This is a genomic window from Sphingobacterium sp. xlx-130 (genome assembly GCF_011007405.1).
GTDB lineage: Bacteria > Bacteroidota > Bacteroidia > Sphingobacteriales > Sphingobacteriaceae > Sphingobacterium > Sphingobacterium luzhongxinii.
On the sequence record NZ_WFKN01000009.1, the window covers coordinates 45,328 to 59,733 of the forward strand.

The 14,406-nt window shown below is 40.6% G+C and carries 12 protein-coding genes; 6 read left to right on the forward strand and 6 right to left on the reverse strand.

Annotated features, from left to right (window positions below):
* Positions 1-162 precede the first annotated feature (162 nt).
* From G7B18_RS15395 to G7B18_RS15420, 6 genes are all read left to right on the forward strand, one after another.
* Positions 163-2,886 carry a UvrD-helicase domain-containing protein gene (locus tag G7B18_RS15395; protein ID WP_164123372.1) on the forward strand — a complete coding sequence of 908 codons (2,724 nt, stop codon included), beginning with the start codon at positions 163-165 and terminating at the stop codon, positions 2,884-2,886.
* A gap of 134 nt (positions 2,887-3,020) precedes the next feature.
* Positions 3,021-3,314 (forward strand): hypothetical protein, encoded by a 294-nt coding sequence (locus G7B18_RS15400; protein ID WP_164123374.1) that lies wholly within the window; start codon positions 3,021-3,023, stop codon positions 3,312-3,314.
* On the forward strand, positions 3,314-3,685 hold the full coding sequence (locus G7B18_RS15405; protein ID WP_164108503.1) for a hypothetical protein: 372 nt from the start codon (positions 3,314-3,316) through the stop codon (positions 3,683-3,685). The genes G7B18_RS15400 and G7B18_RS15405 overlap by 1 nt, the downstream gene beginning before the upstream one ends.
* Positions 3,685-4,827, forward strand: a complete 1,143-nt coding sequence (locus G7B18_RS15410; protein ID WP_164108502.1) for a glutathionylspermidine synthase family protein — start codon at positions 3,685-3,687, stop codon at positions 4,825-4,827. Before G7B18_RS15405 ends, G7B18_RS15410 begins: the two co-directional genes overlap by 1 nt.
* A gap of 86 nt (positions 4,828-4,913) precedes the next feature.
* Complete coding sequence (locus G7B18_RS15415) at positions 4,914-5,219, forward strand: hypothetical protein (protein ID WP_164108501.1); 306 nt, start codon at positions 4,914-4,916, stop codon at positions 5,217-5,219.
* 77 nt (positions 5,220-5,296) lie between these two features.
* Positions 5,297-5,992: an SDR family NAD(P)-dependent oxidoreductase gene (locus tag G7B18_RS15420; RefSeq protein WP_164123376.1), complete on the forward strand. Its 696-nt coding sequence runs from the start codon at positions 5,297-5,299 to the stop codon at positions 5,990-5,992.
* A 24-nt stretch (positions 5,993-6,016) separates the two neighbouring features.
* On the opposite strand, the gene G7B18_RS15425 is transcribed toward G7B18_RS15420, so the two are convergent.
* The 6 genes from G7B18_RS15425 to G7B18_RS15450 form a co-directional block, all read right to left on the reverse strand.
* On the reverse strand, positions 6,017-6,481 hold the full coding sequence (locus G7B18_RS15425) for an SgcJ/EcaC family oxidoreductase (protein WP_164123377.1): 465 nt from the start codon (positions 6,479-6,481) through the stop codon (positions 6,017-6,019).
* 97 nt (positions 6,482-6,578) lie between these two features.
* Positions 6,579-7,391, reverse strand: a complete 813-nt coding sequence (locus G7B18_RS15430) for an endonuclease/exonuclease/phosphatase family protein (RefSeq protein WP_164108498.1) — start codon at positions 7,389-7,391, stop codon at positions 6,579-6,581.
* Positions 7,392-7,395: 4 nt separating this feature from the next.
* On the reverse strand, positions 7,396-9,567 hold the full coding sequence (locus G7B18_RS15435; protein ID WP_164123379.1) for a BACON domain-containing protein: 2,172 nt from the start codon (positions 9,565-9,567) through the stop codon (positions 7,396-7,398).
* Positions 9,568-9,582: 15 nt separating this feature from the next.
* Positions 9,583-11,991: a BACON domain-containing protein gene (locus tag G7B18_RS15440; RefSeq protein WP_164123380.1), complete on the reverse strand. Its 2,409-nt coding sequence runs from the start codon at positions 11,989-11,991 to the stop codon at positions 9,583-9,585.
* 26 nt (positions 11,992-12,017) lie between these two features.
* Positions 12,018-12,914: an endonuclease/exonuclease/phosphatase family protein gene (locus G7B18_RS15445; RefSeq protein ID WP_164108495.1), complete on the reverse strand. Its 897-nt coding sequence runs from the start codon at positions 12,912-12,914 to the stop codon at positions 12,018-12,020.
* 13 nt (positions 12,915-12,927) lie between these two features.
* Positions 12,928-14,406: a RagB/SusD family nutrient uptake outer membrane protein gene (locus tag G7B18_RS15450; RefSeq protein WP_164108494.1), complete on the reverse strand. Its 1,479-nt coding sequence runs from the start codon at positions 14,404-14,406 to the stop codon at positions 12,928-12,930.

A 14,406-nucleotide genomic window follows, 5' to 3' on the forward strand; every position in this document is an offset into this window, starting at 1 on the left:
AGGCGGCTGGCGTTAATTATCGGCATACACCTTAACTTATAAACTGCTTCCAAGACTGTATTTCAAATTCGATCTTGGGAGCAGATATAGTTTTCCACACCCTGATACGAAGTATATTTTAGCTCCGACAAACTTGTATCTTCGCAACATTACGCTAAGTTCATGTTTACATTTGCCAGCATACTGATCATAATCTGTCTTGCCCTCATAGGGCTCGTGCTACGATACCATTACTTAAGAAATAAAAGGCAAGATGAAGATAAAAAACTAACGTTAGAAGCTGATGTTAATGCGTTCAGCAAACTCTTGAGCAGCCATTCATCTGATATACAAAACATCTACCAACAGATTCTCCCCTTTGAAGATCGCTATTGTTCAAATACGGATTTGGCTCGAAAAATAGCCTATATTGAGCGCAAGCTTCCACTCCTTGCCTTTAAAAAGAATGTTCAGATAGATAATCCTTTGTCTATATCCTATCAAGCGATATACACTTATGTAGCCGATAGCCAAAAGCTCAGAATAAACCACAACACCTCCTTTCTGGAACGGGAGAAAAATAGGTCTAAAAAATATTTTCAAACCTTACTTTCCCATCCTTTGGACAAACAGCAGATCGATGCTATTCTTCATGACGATGACAATACCTTAATCATTGCTGGAGCTGGATGCGGAAAAACAACTACAGTACAAGGGAAAATAGAATACCTACTCTACAGTGGATTGGCTAAACCAACGGATATACTCGTACTGTCTTTTGCTAAAAAGAATGCAGATGATCTGAAAAAAAAGCTAGCTCATTTAGGTGTCACTTGCCGTACTTTTCATGCCCTTGCCTATCAGATTATTAAAGAAGATGAATCTGACCCCGACATTCTACCTCCAAATGAAGTTGATCGAGTCATCGTAGATATACATCAGCGTATGTGCATGGATACAACGTACTTATCTTCATTCAACGATTTTGTGCTCAACGGGATCCGTCCGGTCCTAAATAGTGGTGATTTTAAAAGCTATGCTGCTTATATTGACTATCTAAAAGACAGCGAGTTTGAATCCATACAAGGACTACTCGCCAAGCGCCAATTTTTCTTGCATGGACGTGATAGGCGCATGACTGGTGAATTTGTAAAAAATGGAGAACACTGTTATATCGCAAATTTTCTATTTCTACACGGTATTTCCTACAGTTACGAGACTCCGTTTACAGCCTCATTGGATTCAGGCCAAGGAGATTCTGTAAATAAACAACTAAAGAGATATAAGCCTACATTCACCATCTATCTCCATGGTTATGACGCACAGCAGATCAAAACCTGTCCATCTCCTCAAGATCACCTGATCTTCATAGATCATTTCGATGTGGACGAAACGGAAGATACCTTAATCTGGCGTAACAACATACACCAATCCTGTGGTAGCAAATATGTTAAGTCCTATGCCCAAGAGTTTAAGGACAAAACTATTGAAGAGAATTTAATCAATCATCTCTCAAAATACGGCATTGCACTAAGACGAAAACCCAATGAAGAGGTCTACAAAATCTTAGAAGAGACCTACGGCAAGGAAATAGATGCAGTCCTCAAGTTAATGCAGACCTTCATAACGCTGTTCAAATCCAGTGATCAGACCTTCGACAAGTTAATGAAAAGTAACCGACAGCAATTCAAACAGGATATAGCGTTACAAAATCGCAATGAACAGTTTTTCTATATTATCAATCGCATATACCTCGCTTATCGAGATAAACTAAGACAGCTCAAAAAGGTAGATTTTGACGATCTAATTCACAGTGCGACACTAAAGGTCAAAAGCAATCGGTACCTACACGCTTACAAGTATATCGTTGTCGATGAATTTCAGGACATCTCGATCAATCGCTGTAAACTCCTATTAGCATTGAAGAAACAACGCTTTTGTAAATTATTTGCTGTAGGAGACGACTGGCAATCCATTTACCGCTTTTCTGGTAGCGACCTGACTCTATTTAATCGATTTGAAGAGTTCTTTGGTCATACAATCGTTAAGAAGATTGAAACGACCTATCGATTTGCAGAACCCATGATCCATATTTCTTCACGTTTCATATTAAAGAATCCCAATCAAATAGAAAAGACATTGCGAAATCCAGACAATCGCAAGACAGAGGCTTTCTTCGAATTCACGCAGGATGGTGTAGCTCACCTTAACCAAGATTTGCTCCATGTATTACAAAAGCTTTACAAGCAATATGGAGAACAGCTGCAATACAAGTCTATACTGCTGTTGGGAAGGTATCAACATGATATCAATCGTATTATTGAATCGCAAAATATACATGTCGTAAAAAAACAATCCTATATCCATATTCATACACTTCTTCGCGATATTCAGATCGATAAACAAGGAAATACCATCCGTAACAATCAACTACAGCTAGACAAGAAGGTTGATTTTCAAACCGTACACAGTGCAAAGGGACTTGAAGCTGATATCGTCATCTTAATAAATTGCGAAGGCGGAAAATATGGCTTTCCTGCAGAACTAACTGACGATAAGGTATTAAATCTTCTATTATCGGGTGACGACCAATACCCAAACAGCGAAGAAAGACGGGCCTTCTACGTCGCTATGACCAGAGCCAAGGAAAAGTTTTATTTTCTATTGGATAAAAACAAGCAATCCAAGTTCATCCGTGAGCTTCACCTCGATTATGTCGGCCCACTAACCCCATACACTCAACAATGTAAACAATGCGGCGGCGAACTTCGATTTATCAAGAACATATCAAACAAAATAGGCGAATCTCAAATGTATGGCTGTACGAATTTTAGGTACGGATGCGATTACACAACGTTTCGTAAATCGACAAAAGAGAATACAGCTCTTTCTAAAGATAGTCATTAAGACACTGATGATCCCGAAATCCTTGGGTAGCAAAAACGATCGACCCACAATCGGATATAGCACGGCTGGGTTTCGCTCCTACTCTATTGCCTATCAGGCCATTTTTTTGTAAGTTTGTGAGGTATATGGACATTATGAAATATTTAATAGGCGTACTTTCCCTACTGGCACTGGCATCTTGTAGTAGTCAAGAAAAGGAACAAAAGTTGGAGCAACTGGATAAAAAATCGGCACGAGAAGTCACTTTAAAAACAGTTGTAAAAGGAGATTCTGTACTGCACATTACGACGCAGCATATCTGGTACAACGGAGAACAGATCGCTGCAAAAAGCGATACTATCATTACTGCCGCTGCACCCAACACCTGGGATGGTGTAGATTCTACGAAAACACTGAGCAAAGTTCCTATTTATGTAACTGTACAATAATGAGAAAATCATCAGCAAAAAATATCCAGCTGGTACTGATCACCTCAGTATTGGCATCATGTGGACAACCGCAGCAACAGCAGGCGGATGGAAAGCAACGCGTATATATGCGGGCAGACTCTACCGCAGCCTATACGGAAGTCACGGACAACTACCGTCCTGGACATGGTACTGGAGGTGGTATGGGATCTTCTCTACTCTGGTTTATGGCATTCAGGCATATGGGAGGCGTATTAGGCTATGCCAATAACAGCTTGCATCCACAGTCAGTATCCGGCACCAATGCAGCAAAGGCTGCAGCTTTTAATGCACAACGAGGTGGTTTTGGTAAGAGTGCGACTACTACCCCTAAAGCATCGGCTGGATCATAATGCAAGTAAAGAAGCTACGTATAGATCCCAACTGGGAATCTCGATTGGAGTCTATTGGATACGGATACCACAGCATGGATGGGGTCCCCTATTGGGTCGATGATTATTACTATGAGATAAGCAGCAAAGAGGCTGATCTTATCTATAAAGCGACCAGCGAATTATGGTCGATGTGTCTAGAAGCTGTCGAGTATGTGATCAAACACAAACGTTATGATCACTTTCATATTCCTCCATTTATGATTCATCACATTGAACGGACCTGGGAAAATGATGAACCCTCCATTTACGGAAGATTTGACTTCGCTTACGATACGACGAGTGGCGCATTGAAAATGTTAGAGTTCAATGCCGATACACCAACTTCATTGTTTGAAACCGGCATAGTGCAATGGTATTGGAAACAACATTACTTTCCGGAGCTCACTGATCAATTCAACAGCATTCACGAACAATTGATAAACAGCTGGGGCGAACTAAAACCTTATCTTAAAGGGGATATTTTGCATTTTTCCTGTGCAAAAGAAACCCTAGAAGATCTAACAAATATAGAATACCTTCGGGATACAGCAATCCAGGCAGGATTACAGACCAAGCTAATCTATATAGATGATATCGGCTGGACAGGACGCGATTTTGTAGATTTAGAAGGCGAATCTATTCAATCTATATTCAAATTGTATCCTTGGGAATGGATGGTTCGTGAAGATTTTGGCGTACATGTAATTAATGATCTCAATCAGACACAGTGGATCGAACCTTCTTGGAAGATGTTGTTATCCAATAAGGCGATACTGCCCATCCTGTGGGAGTTATTTCCCAATCACCCCAACCTGCTTGCCGCCTACTTTAAGGAGCCGGACTATTTAAAGCATTTTGTAAAGAAGCCTATTCTCTCTAGAGAGGGGGCTAATATCGAGATGTACTACGATAAACAGATGATCTATTCTACGGAAGGTGAATACGGCGAAGAAGGATATATTTACCAAGAACTAGCCTCCTTACATCGGGAGGATACTGGATTCGCCATAATAGGTAGCTGGGTAATCGGACAAGAATCCTGTGGTATATCCTTTAGAGAATCAGATATGCCGATCACAACAGATCAAAGTAGATTTGTACCGCATATCATAAGACATTAATAGTAAAGAGCACAGATAGAAAAACCAGTTCTATTATTCCTTTTAAATTCGACTAAAAATGTAAATTCGATTCTAATTTAGAAGGTATGCTTAAAAATATGCTCTTGCTCGTCGTATCAGGTTTTTTCCTACTGTCTTGTGACACACGCCAAGAAAAAAAAGATCTTGTATGGTATAATGATCAAGTAATCGAACAACTTGAACCTCAAGGGGACTCCGTCTATAGGATACAGATCGGTATTATGGCTTCTTCCTTTTGGTTAGAAGAGCAGCACAAAGAACTTGAAAATTATCTTTTTTTACTACGTAATAGTTTAACACAACGCGATAGCCTAAACATTGGGGTCGAAAAAGGCAGCAATAAAATCCTAATTGTTGAAAAAGCGAAATAGTTTCCTTTAATAAAAAGGGATTATGAGATATAAAATAGATTTAACGAGAGATTGATGCTAATTTCAAATTAGAAGACATGGATAAAAAGACATATTTAATCTTTGGTGTGAGTAAAGGACTCGGAAAAGCAATAACGCAACAGCTACCCGATACAGCCGATACCATATTCGGTGTTTCAAGAAGTGAACCCGATTATTTAGACACCCAGAAGAACATGAAGTGGATCTCGATGGACCTATCCAATCCTTCTATATCCGCACAAATCCTAAAAGAGCAGCTGGAGGATCAGAAACTAGACTACTTCATATATAATGTTGGTATCTGGGAAGAACAGGCTTTTTCAACAGATTACGATTTCGAGCATGTGTCCGAATCCGAAATAGTCTCTATTATAAACACAAATATTACATCCTGCCTATTGACGATACAATCGGTCATTGCTAACCTGAAACAAGCTAACAATGCTAAAGTGATTTTGATCGGTTCTACATGGGGACTGGACAACCATAACGGTAAGGAAGTAGCGTTTTCTGCTACTAAATTCGCCTTAAGAGGAATGATACATGCATTAAGAGAGAATCTACGCCCTTATAAAATCGGGGTATCCATTTTGAATCTAGGATATTTAGCTACAGTTGAAGATGAACAAAACAATGAAGAACTTATTCCCCTTGCGGATGTCATCAATGCCCTTCGATTTATAACACATACCTCTAATGCAAGCTGTGTCAAAGAGATCAATATGCCCGCAATGCAAGATCTAAATATCTAGACAATCGAACGCTTTCGTCTTGGCTTAACTCCTTTTTCTATAATCTACTGCCTGTAGCGTGCCATCTTCGCGTTTGATATGTGTTTCCGCTCCAATTACGATATCTGTATTTTGTGCCGAGACACATAACCAGCCCTTTGCCTGTTTTCGAGCGACAAAAAGAAATATATTATTCCGAGCACCTGCCTTACCGTGCAAATCGGTCTGTCCTGAGAGTTGCATCCGAGCATGTACCACGGCGATATCTTCAGAAAGATACTTTACTTTTACTTTTCCCAATTTCAATAAAGAATCCTTAAAAATCACTGTCAATCCGTAGTCATGGGCTTTACGAATAGCCTCCCGATTGTCCCACCAAATACCGACCACATTAATAAAATCAGCATTTTCTTCAAATAAATCGGCGATATAATCAGCTCGACGTAAGTTCCAGGCTTCAACGAATAAAACAGGGATATCTTCCGGATTTTTAACTTCAGGCGCGATCATCTTCTTTCTATGGGGCTAATGTCATTGACACTGAATATACGCTATTTTCGGCAAGATATAAAACGGGCTGTCTCGAAAAAGACAGCCCGTCGTAATGTTACCAAGTAACGATTAAATCCGCTAAGATTGGGAGATGATCCAAATCATTCAAGTGCGTGAATGGAGCAGATACATTCATTATTTTAATGTTGCTACTCGTTACGATATTATCGATACTCCTGTTAGGTACAGCTCCAACCCGACCTTCAGCAGCATTTGTACCTACCGCAGTACCGAACCAGCCTTGTACGCCCCCATTCGCCATATTAAAGCCAGCTTCTGTAAACTTCAACTGCACCTTATCAGCAGCATTCATGTCCCCCATACAGATAAAGTATTCATACTTCTTTAACTCAGTCAATAGCGCATCAATCGAACTGTTATGCCATTCCTTTTGCCAAGGAATATGTGAAGATATAACTGTAATAGTCTTATTTCCCACTTTCAGATCACCTAACACAGCATAATAATCGCCATCCCACTTCTCTTGGCGTATATTTTCCAAGGTATAGTTCGTTGCGATACCGTTATAAATCCACTTATTCTCCTTCCCAAAATAGACGTTTTTATAGAACGGTTTCAACAAAGCCTCCTCGGCTACTACGGTACTATCTTTATCGAAATAGCGATTCCATTCATTTACAGCAAATACATCAAGCCCCTGTTCGCCAATCCAGCTTTTCCAGCGGAACAATTCTGCTTGCATCATCTTCCCATCCCCCTGAAATCCGCCTAATCGACCTTGATTAAAGTGTCCTAAGTTATACACCCCTACTTTTATACGTAGGGGTAAGTTATGCTGTAATTGCCCTAAAGCTGTAGTACAAGTTAATGCACAAAGTCCAAACAATCCTGTAATCTTTCTTATCATATCTTTATTTATTATAGCGAATAGCTAAATAACCTATCCCTGTTGTTGTTGCCACAGACAACGGTTCACTTGCATAACTGCTTCCATCAGAAGCGAGGTTCTTTTCGACAACCAATCGAAGATATACCTTTGATTTCCCTAACATTGCCAATGGAAGCTTGACATTAATATTTTTGTACGCTGCTAGCTGGTGTATATTGGTATTTGCAAATAAAGGAGCATCCGGAACCGTATAACTCTTTATTTTGGTCCAAGTACCGTCCATATTACCATGTTCAGACCATTCTACTTTCCAATAGCGCGGAGCCCCTTTTCCAGTCCCCCCCACAAGATTATTTACGGTAAATTGTAGTGAAAGCTGACTTGTATTAATTCCCAGCGTAGAAAAATCTATCACAAATCCTTCTCCTCTATTCTTTTCATAATTCCACCATGTATTGTTAGCCGTAATTGCAGCATTGGTCACAGCTCCTTTACCATCAGAGTTAGTGTTAGCTTCCGTATTCTGTTTACTGCCTGAGCCTGTCAACACACCATTTCCATATTGATTTGTATTTCCTAAATTCTCTTTCCCGACAGGTCCCAGATAACTAAAATCTAAATTTCTACCTAGGCTCACCGTATTCGTAGAAAAGGTTATGCTACCATTGTTACCTAGCGTAGGTAAGGCGATACCATTCGTAATATTCGGATATTGATACTCGGTAAGCAATTCAGAAAAACCACTATTCAATGCAGCATTGATTTTAATATCCTCTTTAGTCAAATGACGGATCTGATATCTTCCGATATTTCCATAATCTTGCTCCAAATTCGCATCTTGATACTCAAATCGTGTGAACTTTTCATGCACAATGATACCAGAAATTGTCCCTGATCCAGAAGGTAACATACTGCCATCTCTACGATAGCTGGTACGCGTATTCGTTAACGTAAAGAAGTCATCTCCATTTTTATCACGCATCAGCAAAGGGTATTTACCGATTCGATGTGCCGCGAATAAAGTAGAATAACCTTCATTGATCGGTGTAAAGGAACCCTTTCGGATCGGAAACTCCACATCTTTCAAGGTAACAAAGGTATAAAGATCGTCATCTGTAAGGTCTTTCATATACTTCTGCTTAACTGCAAGCTGACTGAAAGTGCCTTCCTCCTGTTTCATCACCATCGTCGATGTTACACCTGTTAGCGTGTAACGGTTTGGATTAGCCTCGCGTTCTACTCCAACACCTTTTAACAGAATCTGCACCTTACCATATCTCTTGAAGATATTGTCCGCAGGCGTACTTGTTATGATACGAAAGCCGTAGCGTCCATCCAAACTCTGCACATATACTGTACGGTCATTTTGCGTATAGTTAATGGCTGTTGGCGTCGTTTGAGGAGCATCCCCCACGTTTGGATTACCAGCATCACTGACCACATGCCCTTCGATAAACAAATCAGAAGTTATCTTCTCTCCAGCCCATACCCGTACCTCTGGAAAATCTGCTTGGGTCCCGAACTTGTTCTGTGCATTTGCCTGCAACAGATATAGCGTAGACACATGTTCGATATCCCAACCGTCTTTGTAAGAAAGGCGAACCTGTACATTGCGCAGCTCTGTCTGCGAAGTATTCGGTTTGACTGTAAAGCTAAAATTTTCAGTATTAGGATCGTATGCGAAATCCTCATTTAACCAAGCTTCGGCGTCCGGTGTAGGATAAATAACCTTTATGGTCATATCCTCCAGCGGAATATTGGTTTTTAGCTTGCCGACTACCGCTCCTCCGTCACCTAATACTGTTGTATTCAAGGTTGGAAAATTCAATACAGGCTGTATGGTACCGTTTTGTTTAACCATGACGGTATCATAACGCTCGCTTTCTGCTGCATACAGCGCAACTACAGACTTACGCGGAAATCCAACGTTAGCTTCATGATCCAATAGGAAGCTGGTGTCTCCCTTCATTTTAGTATTACTTAGCTTTAACCAAGACTGTTCCTGTGGTAATACCACTTCAAAGTTCCCATTGGACAACACTTTAATCTCCAGCTGACCAGCAGTAGCCGGAATTGTATACTCTTTTTTTGCAGCCCCAAGTTCTGAAAACTTGAGATATTCTGCATCATCTTTTTTGCATGCTAAAGCTAACAACAATGAGCAAAAAGCAGCAATATATTGTAATCTGACCATCTTTCTATCTTAATATTAAGGTATATATTTAACAGCGACTGCTCCCAAGCGTACAGTTACTATCGGTGATGACGCTGTAATTTTTCCACTCTCTGCACCATTTGGCGAATCCACTCCACAGACATCCTTCTGAGCTTGTAACTTAACATAAACGTTTGCTTTGCCCAATAACTCATTCGGCAATTTGAAGGTAAACGTATTCAGACCATTCGCCGTATACATATGGTTTAGCCCCCAACCCGCCAGCGGACGGATGCCATAAGTAGAATTCGGAAGTACGCTGTAATTGACACCATCTAAAGAGTAAGCAATCTCCCAGTAAGTTGGCACATTCAAAGTTGCAGCTGTTCCCGATCCTCCACCTTGGCTGAAATTGAAAAGCAACTGTCTTGCACTTATACCAGCTGTCGAGAATTTGAAGACAAAGCCTTCACCCTTATTTGTCGTAGCGTTCCACCACTTCGTATTAAATTGGGCTGCAGAGCTTGGCACAGCTTTAGAAGTCGGATCAGTATGGAAGATTGGGTGCGCACCCACCGAAGAAGCCGCCCCCGCTACTGTACATCCCATCTCACCACTACCAACTGCAGGCAGGATCTTATCTCCACTTTTCTGAATAGTTCCGTTGGCAGAGAGATTGCTTGGATTCATCCATTTCCATTCGACTATAGTATTAGCCTTTTCTGTTCCATTGAGCTTAATATCGGATTGCGTTACGGGTCGGATCGAATAACGACCAATTTCACCGTCTCCATAACCATACTTAATCAATTTGTGATGCACGATAATACCAGAAAATGTTCCTGATCCTGTAGGCAATGTACTGCGGCTCCACGAAGCAGCAACATTTACTACCGCCTTCAGGCTACTGCCTTGGTCATCATAAATGGCTGTCGGCACGGCATCGACATAAGGCGTAGTCGTCCCAGCCTGATTCCAGTTAAAGATAGCTGCATACCCCATATTTACATTGACATAACTACCATAAGGCACCGAAATGCTGGTATTCTTTAACGTGACATAAGTATACATATCACTGTCGTTTAATTCACCTATCGCTTTAGATTTTGTCGGTAGGCTAGTTGCAGTACCGGCTTCCGATTTAACAACACTACCCGCGACGAGCCCTTTGATGGTATAGCGTGTTGGATTAGATTCTTTCAGCAATACTAAACCATCTACAGAAAGAGTCACTTTACTATAACGTTTCAAGGTATTCGCCCCTTTAGTGGCAAATTTCAATCTTATACCAGAGCTTCCTTGTCCGTTTTGCACATAGGCAGTTTTAAGCGATTCATCGTAATCAATAGCATTGAATGACTGATTGGGGTTCAACTCCATATTTGCATTCGCTGCATCGGAGATTACAAAAGCCTCTAAAACCTGGAGTGGCGTATTAAGCCTGACTTCCCCTTTCTCTGTTGGAATCAATGCTTTCAGGTCCTCCATTGTTAAGTATTCAAAGTCATCTGCTGACTGTTCGATCTGGTGAAGGAAATTGATATAGTTGGTGCCATTGTTCGTGTAGGTCAACTGCACTCGAGCGGTGCGTCTTTCACCAGAATTATTCTGCCGAACAGCAATCATCAATAAACTATCATTTGCTAATTCTACCTTTTCAATCCAATCTGCTCCCTGTTCATACGTGATTTCATGTGCAAAGTCGGGAAACAATGCACCGACATTCCCTTTAACGATAACCGTATCGATCTTCGCATTCCTTGTCAACACAGACACCTGCTTGCGGGATACCAATACAGGATCCTGCAAAGATTGGTCTACATCTGTGAATACGGTATACTCCTTATCAAATCCGTCTATAACCGTTAGGTATACCCTTACTGTACGGTTTCTTCCTGCGTTGTTTTCCAAGGCTTTAAATTGGAATCCATTATCTGTAAATGAAGCTTCAGTAATCCATTTCTCTGATGTCTCATCATCATAGAGATAATCTATCTTTATATTTTTGACATTAGACTTCAAGTCATTTACAATTGGTAGATTAATCTGAAAGGGATTCCTGGTGATCGTATATTTTGACTTCGAAAAGCGGAACGCAGCATTTAACCCAGCTTGGATTATCTTTACTTCCTGTTTCTCCTTACCTTTTGATATCACTAATGTAACAGAACGGGATACACCAAAATTCTGGGAATAGGAAAATAGGATATCCGAATTCCCCGTCCCCGACATACGGTCCAATGCCAGCCAATCCGCATCTTCTTTGATCGAAACATTCCAGTCACCATCCGCATATACCATAATCTTTGTCTTTCCCTCCGTGGCTTCGAGGTGCATTTCGTTGGTATTGACAGACAATGAAAGTCCCAAATCAAACATTCTCTCACACCCCATCAAAAGGGTCAAAAGAATAAGTACGAGACTTCTATGGATAAACATGTTATATATTGTTATCTTATTCATTTTTGTATTATTCGAGCGTTAAAATACTAGAGTAGTAAATGAAACATCATAGGGGGGTGATCTGAATACACCTTAGTAAACTCATCATAGATAGGCATAGCTTTAGTCACTTTCTTCAATATCGGCTCCGTTCCGAATATAAAATCGATTCGTCTCCCCGGGTATTGAAAATCATACTTGGCACTGCCATCTTCTTTATTGCCATGTAAGTAATGGATAGCATCAATATATCCCGCACCCATGATTTCATCTATTGCCCAATAATTGTTAGTCGTTACAGAAGGAGCATAATCTCGACGCGATACAGAGTTAAAATCACCCATAAACAGCCAATCCTTCTCTGCTGCGAACTTCCGAATCGTACTGTCCAACACAATCTTAGCTTCCTGCAAACGATAATCATTTCCCAGATTATCACCGACGGTCTTCCAATAAGCCTGCGGCCAAAAATGGGTAACGACAATATTTAAGTCTGTATTTTTAAGTCTTGCAAAAATAGCCCCGTGCGACACATTCATGGTGATTCGACGCCTCGATTCGATCGGATACTTCGACGTTAAAGCTACTGGGTAATTATCTGTAGATTTAGGATTCGTAATCACATAATTATGTCCATATCTCTTAGCTAATTTTTCCAGCTCCTTCTGATTGAAACCATTGACCTCTTGTAAAGCTAACACGTCGGGAGCTTGGGACTTGATCCATTCCACGAACTTATTATAATTGTTTGCTTTATCATTTTTCATTCCCTCCAGAATATTGTAACTGATTACTTTTAGCGTATCAGGCAAATTCAATTCTTCGGGGCCAGGCACCTCAATTATAGGCTCAACCTCTTCCTTATCTTTACAGGAGACCATCACTAGTAACAGGACCGAGAAGAAAAGTATCCCTAGAAAAGTGGGTAACCTAAACCTCTTCATCTTTATATGTATATTAACCTTTTCCATAAAATTCATAAGCTTTGTTATCCAAATTGTTTCCTGATTTCACGACTTCAATGTCAGGGATAGGATAGTATTCATGACAAGGCAACATATTATTTTTCAACGCAGCATAATCGGTGTAGTCATACGTAGCTTGATACCATATCCCCCATCGTACCAAATCATACTTGCGTTGATACTCACCAAGCAATTCCCGACCTCTCTCCTTTTGAATCTCTTCTCTCAACAGATCCCAGTTCTTAAATTCGTAGTTTGCTAGTCCAGCCCTATTACGCACCATATTTAGGTATTTGATAGCGTCTGTTTGATTTCTAAGCTCCATATAATTTTCGGCCTGCATCAATAATGCATCGGCATATCGAAATACACGCTGATTATTTCCGTCAGCAACATTATACATGTTATATGTCCAGAATTTAGTTCCTAACCAAGGTCTTGTAGCCGTGCTCTTAAATGCTACCCCTTTGTATTCCCAAGCCATATTAAGATTTGTTCTCAAATCCTCACCGCCCCGGCGCATCACACTTTGAAAAAAGAAATTATTGGGCCGAAGAGGTGACCAGGTTGTAGAAGTAGAACCGAGTTCAGGTATCTCTACACCATCATAAATAGCTCCCGTACTGCGTGTAGGCATACATATAGCTCCTGAGTTTGTCGTCACCTGTAACCCTGTTTCAGAATAAGTAAATTGCACCTCAAAAATGGACTCCAGAATATTCTTGTTTTTCAGGGCAATATCCGCCAACGGGTATTTGTTGAAGTCCCCATAAATAGCTTCGACCTTATCCATGGCATCTCGCGCCACATCCCATTTCTTATTCCATTGAGCGAGCTTGCCGATCAGCATCCATCCCATGGCAGCTCCAGAGCGATTCCCCGGTACATCATTGGTGCGTACCTGTGCAAGGTGCGGAACATATTCCTCTAGTTCGGCAATCAAATAATCTCGTGTCGCTACTGCCGGCATTCTGCCCATTTTGGAGATCCTATCCAACACCTCAGCATTTGCTACATCTTCCGTATAAAAAGGTACATCGCCAAATGTTGAGGTCAGGAACCAATAATAATAAGCACGCATCACCATCCCTTCGGCCAACAATCTATTTTTGGTCTCTTCGGGTAACGGCGAACGTTTAATCCCCGCTATAATCGAATTACAGTACATTACACCCTGATAACCTAGATTCCACATATTTTGTCCAAAACGAGGCAAAGCAGGCGATATATCCAATTGCGCATCGAGCGTACCCGATGCGATATACATCAGATCTGTGACACCTTCCGTCGCAATTAGATAAGTATATGAATAAATCGTTTTTAGAGGAATATAGGTAGAGTTGAGACCAGAAATACACTGTGCTTCTGTTAAGTAATAATTATCTGTATTCACAAAAGACGTAGGCTCCTCGTCTATAGAACACCCTGTCCAGAGTAAACTGCTAATAAAAAATATAAATAGACGTTTCAT

Excerpts from the sequence above, each read along its gene's own strand:
- G7B18_RS15395 (WP_164123372.1), top strand. The coding sequence starts at position 163 with ATGTTTACATTTGCCAGCATACTGATCATAATCTGTCTTGCCCTCATA.
- G7B18_RS15400 (WP_164123374.1), top strand. The coding sequence starts at position 3,021 with ATGAAATATTTAATAGGCGTACTTTCCCTACTGGCACTGGCATCTTGT.
- G7B18_RS15405 (WP_164108503.1), top strand. The coding sequence starts at position 3,314 with ATGAGAAAATCATCAGCAAAAAATATCCAGCTGGTACTGATCACCTCA.
- G7B18_RS15410 (WP_164108502.1), top strand. The coding sequence starts at position 3,685 with ATGCAAGTAAAGAAGCTACGTATAGATCCCAACTGGGAATCTCGATTG.
- G7B18_RS15415 (WP_164108501.1), top strand. The coding sequence starts at position 4,914 with ATGCTTAAAAATATGCTCTTGCTCGTCGTATCAGGTTTTTTCCTACTG.
- G7B18_RS15420 (WP_164123376.1), top strand. The coding sequence starts at position 5,297 with ATGGATAAAAAGACATATTTAATCTTTGGTGTGAGTAAAGGACTCGGA.
- G7B18_RS15425 (WP_164123377.1), bottom strand. The coding sequence starts at position 6,481 with ATGATCGCGCCTGAAGTTAAAAATCCGGAAGATATCCCTGTTTTATTC.
- G7B18_RS15430 (WP_164108498.1), bottom strand. The coding sequence starts at position 7,391 with ATGATAAGAAAGATTACAGGATTGTTTGGACTTTGTGCATTAACTTGT.
- G7B18_RS15435 (WP_164123379.1), bottom strand. The coding sequence starts at position 9,567 with ATGGTCAGATTACAATATATTGCTGCTTTTTGCTCATTGTTGTTAGCT.
- G7B18_RS15440 (WP_164123380.1), bottom strand. The coding sequence starts at position 11,991 with ATGAATAAGATAACAATATATAACATGTTTATCCATAGAAGTCTCGTA.
- G7B18_RS15445 (WP_164108495.1), bottom strand. The coding sequence starts at position 12,914 with ATGAAGAGGTTTAGGTTACCCACTTTTCTAGGGATACTTTTCTTCTCG.
- G7B18_RS15450 (WP_164108494.1), bottom strand. The coding sequence starts at position 14,406 with ATGAAACGTCTATTTATATTTTTTATTAGCAGTTTACTCTGGACAGGG.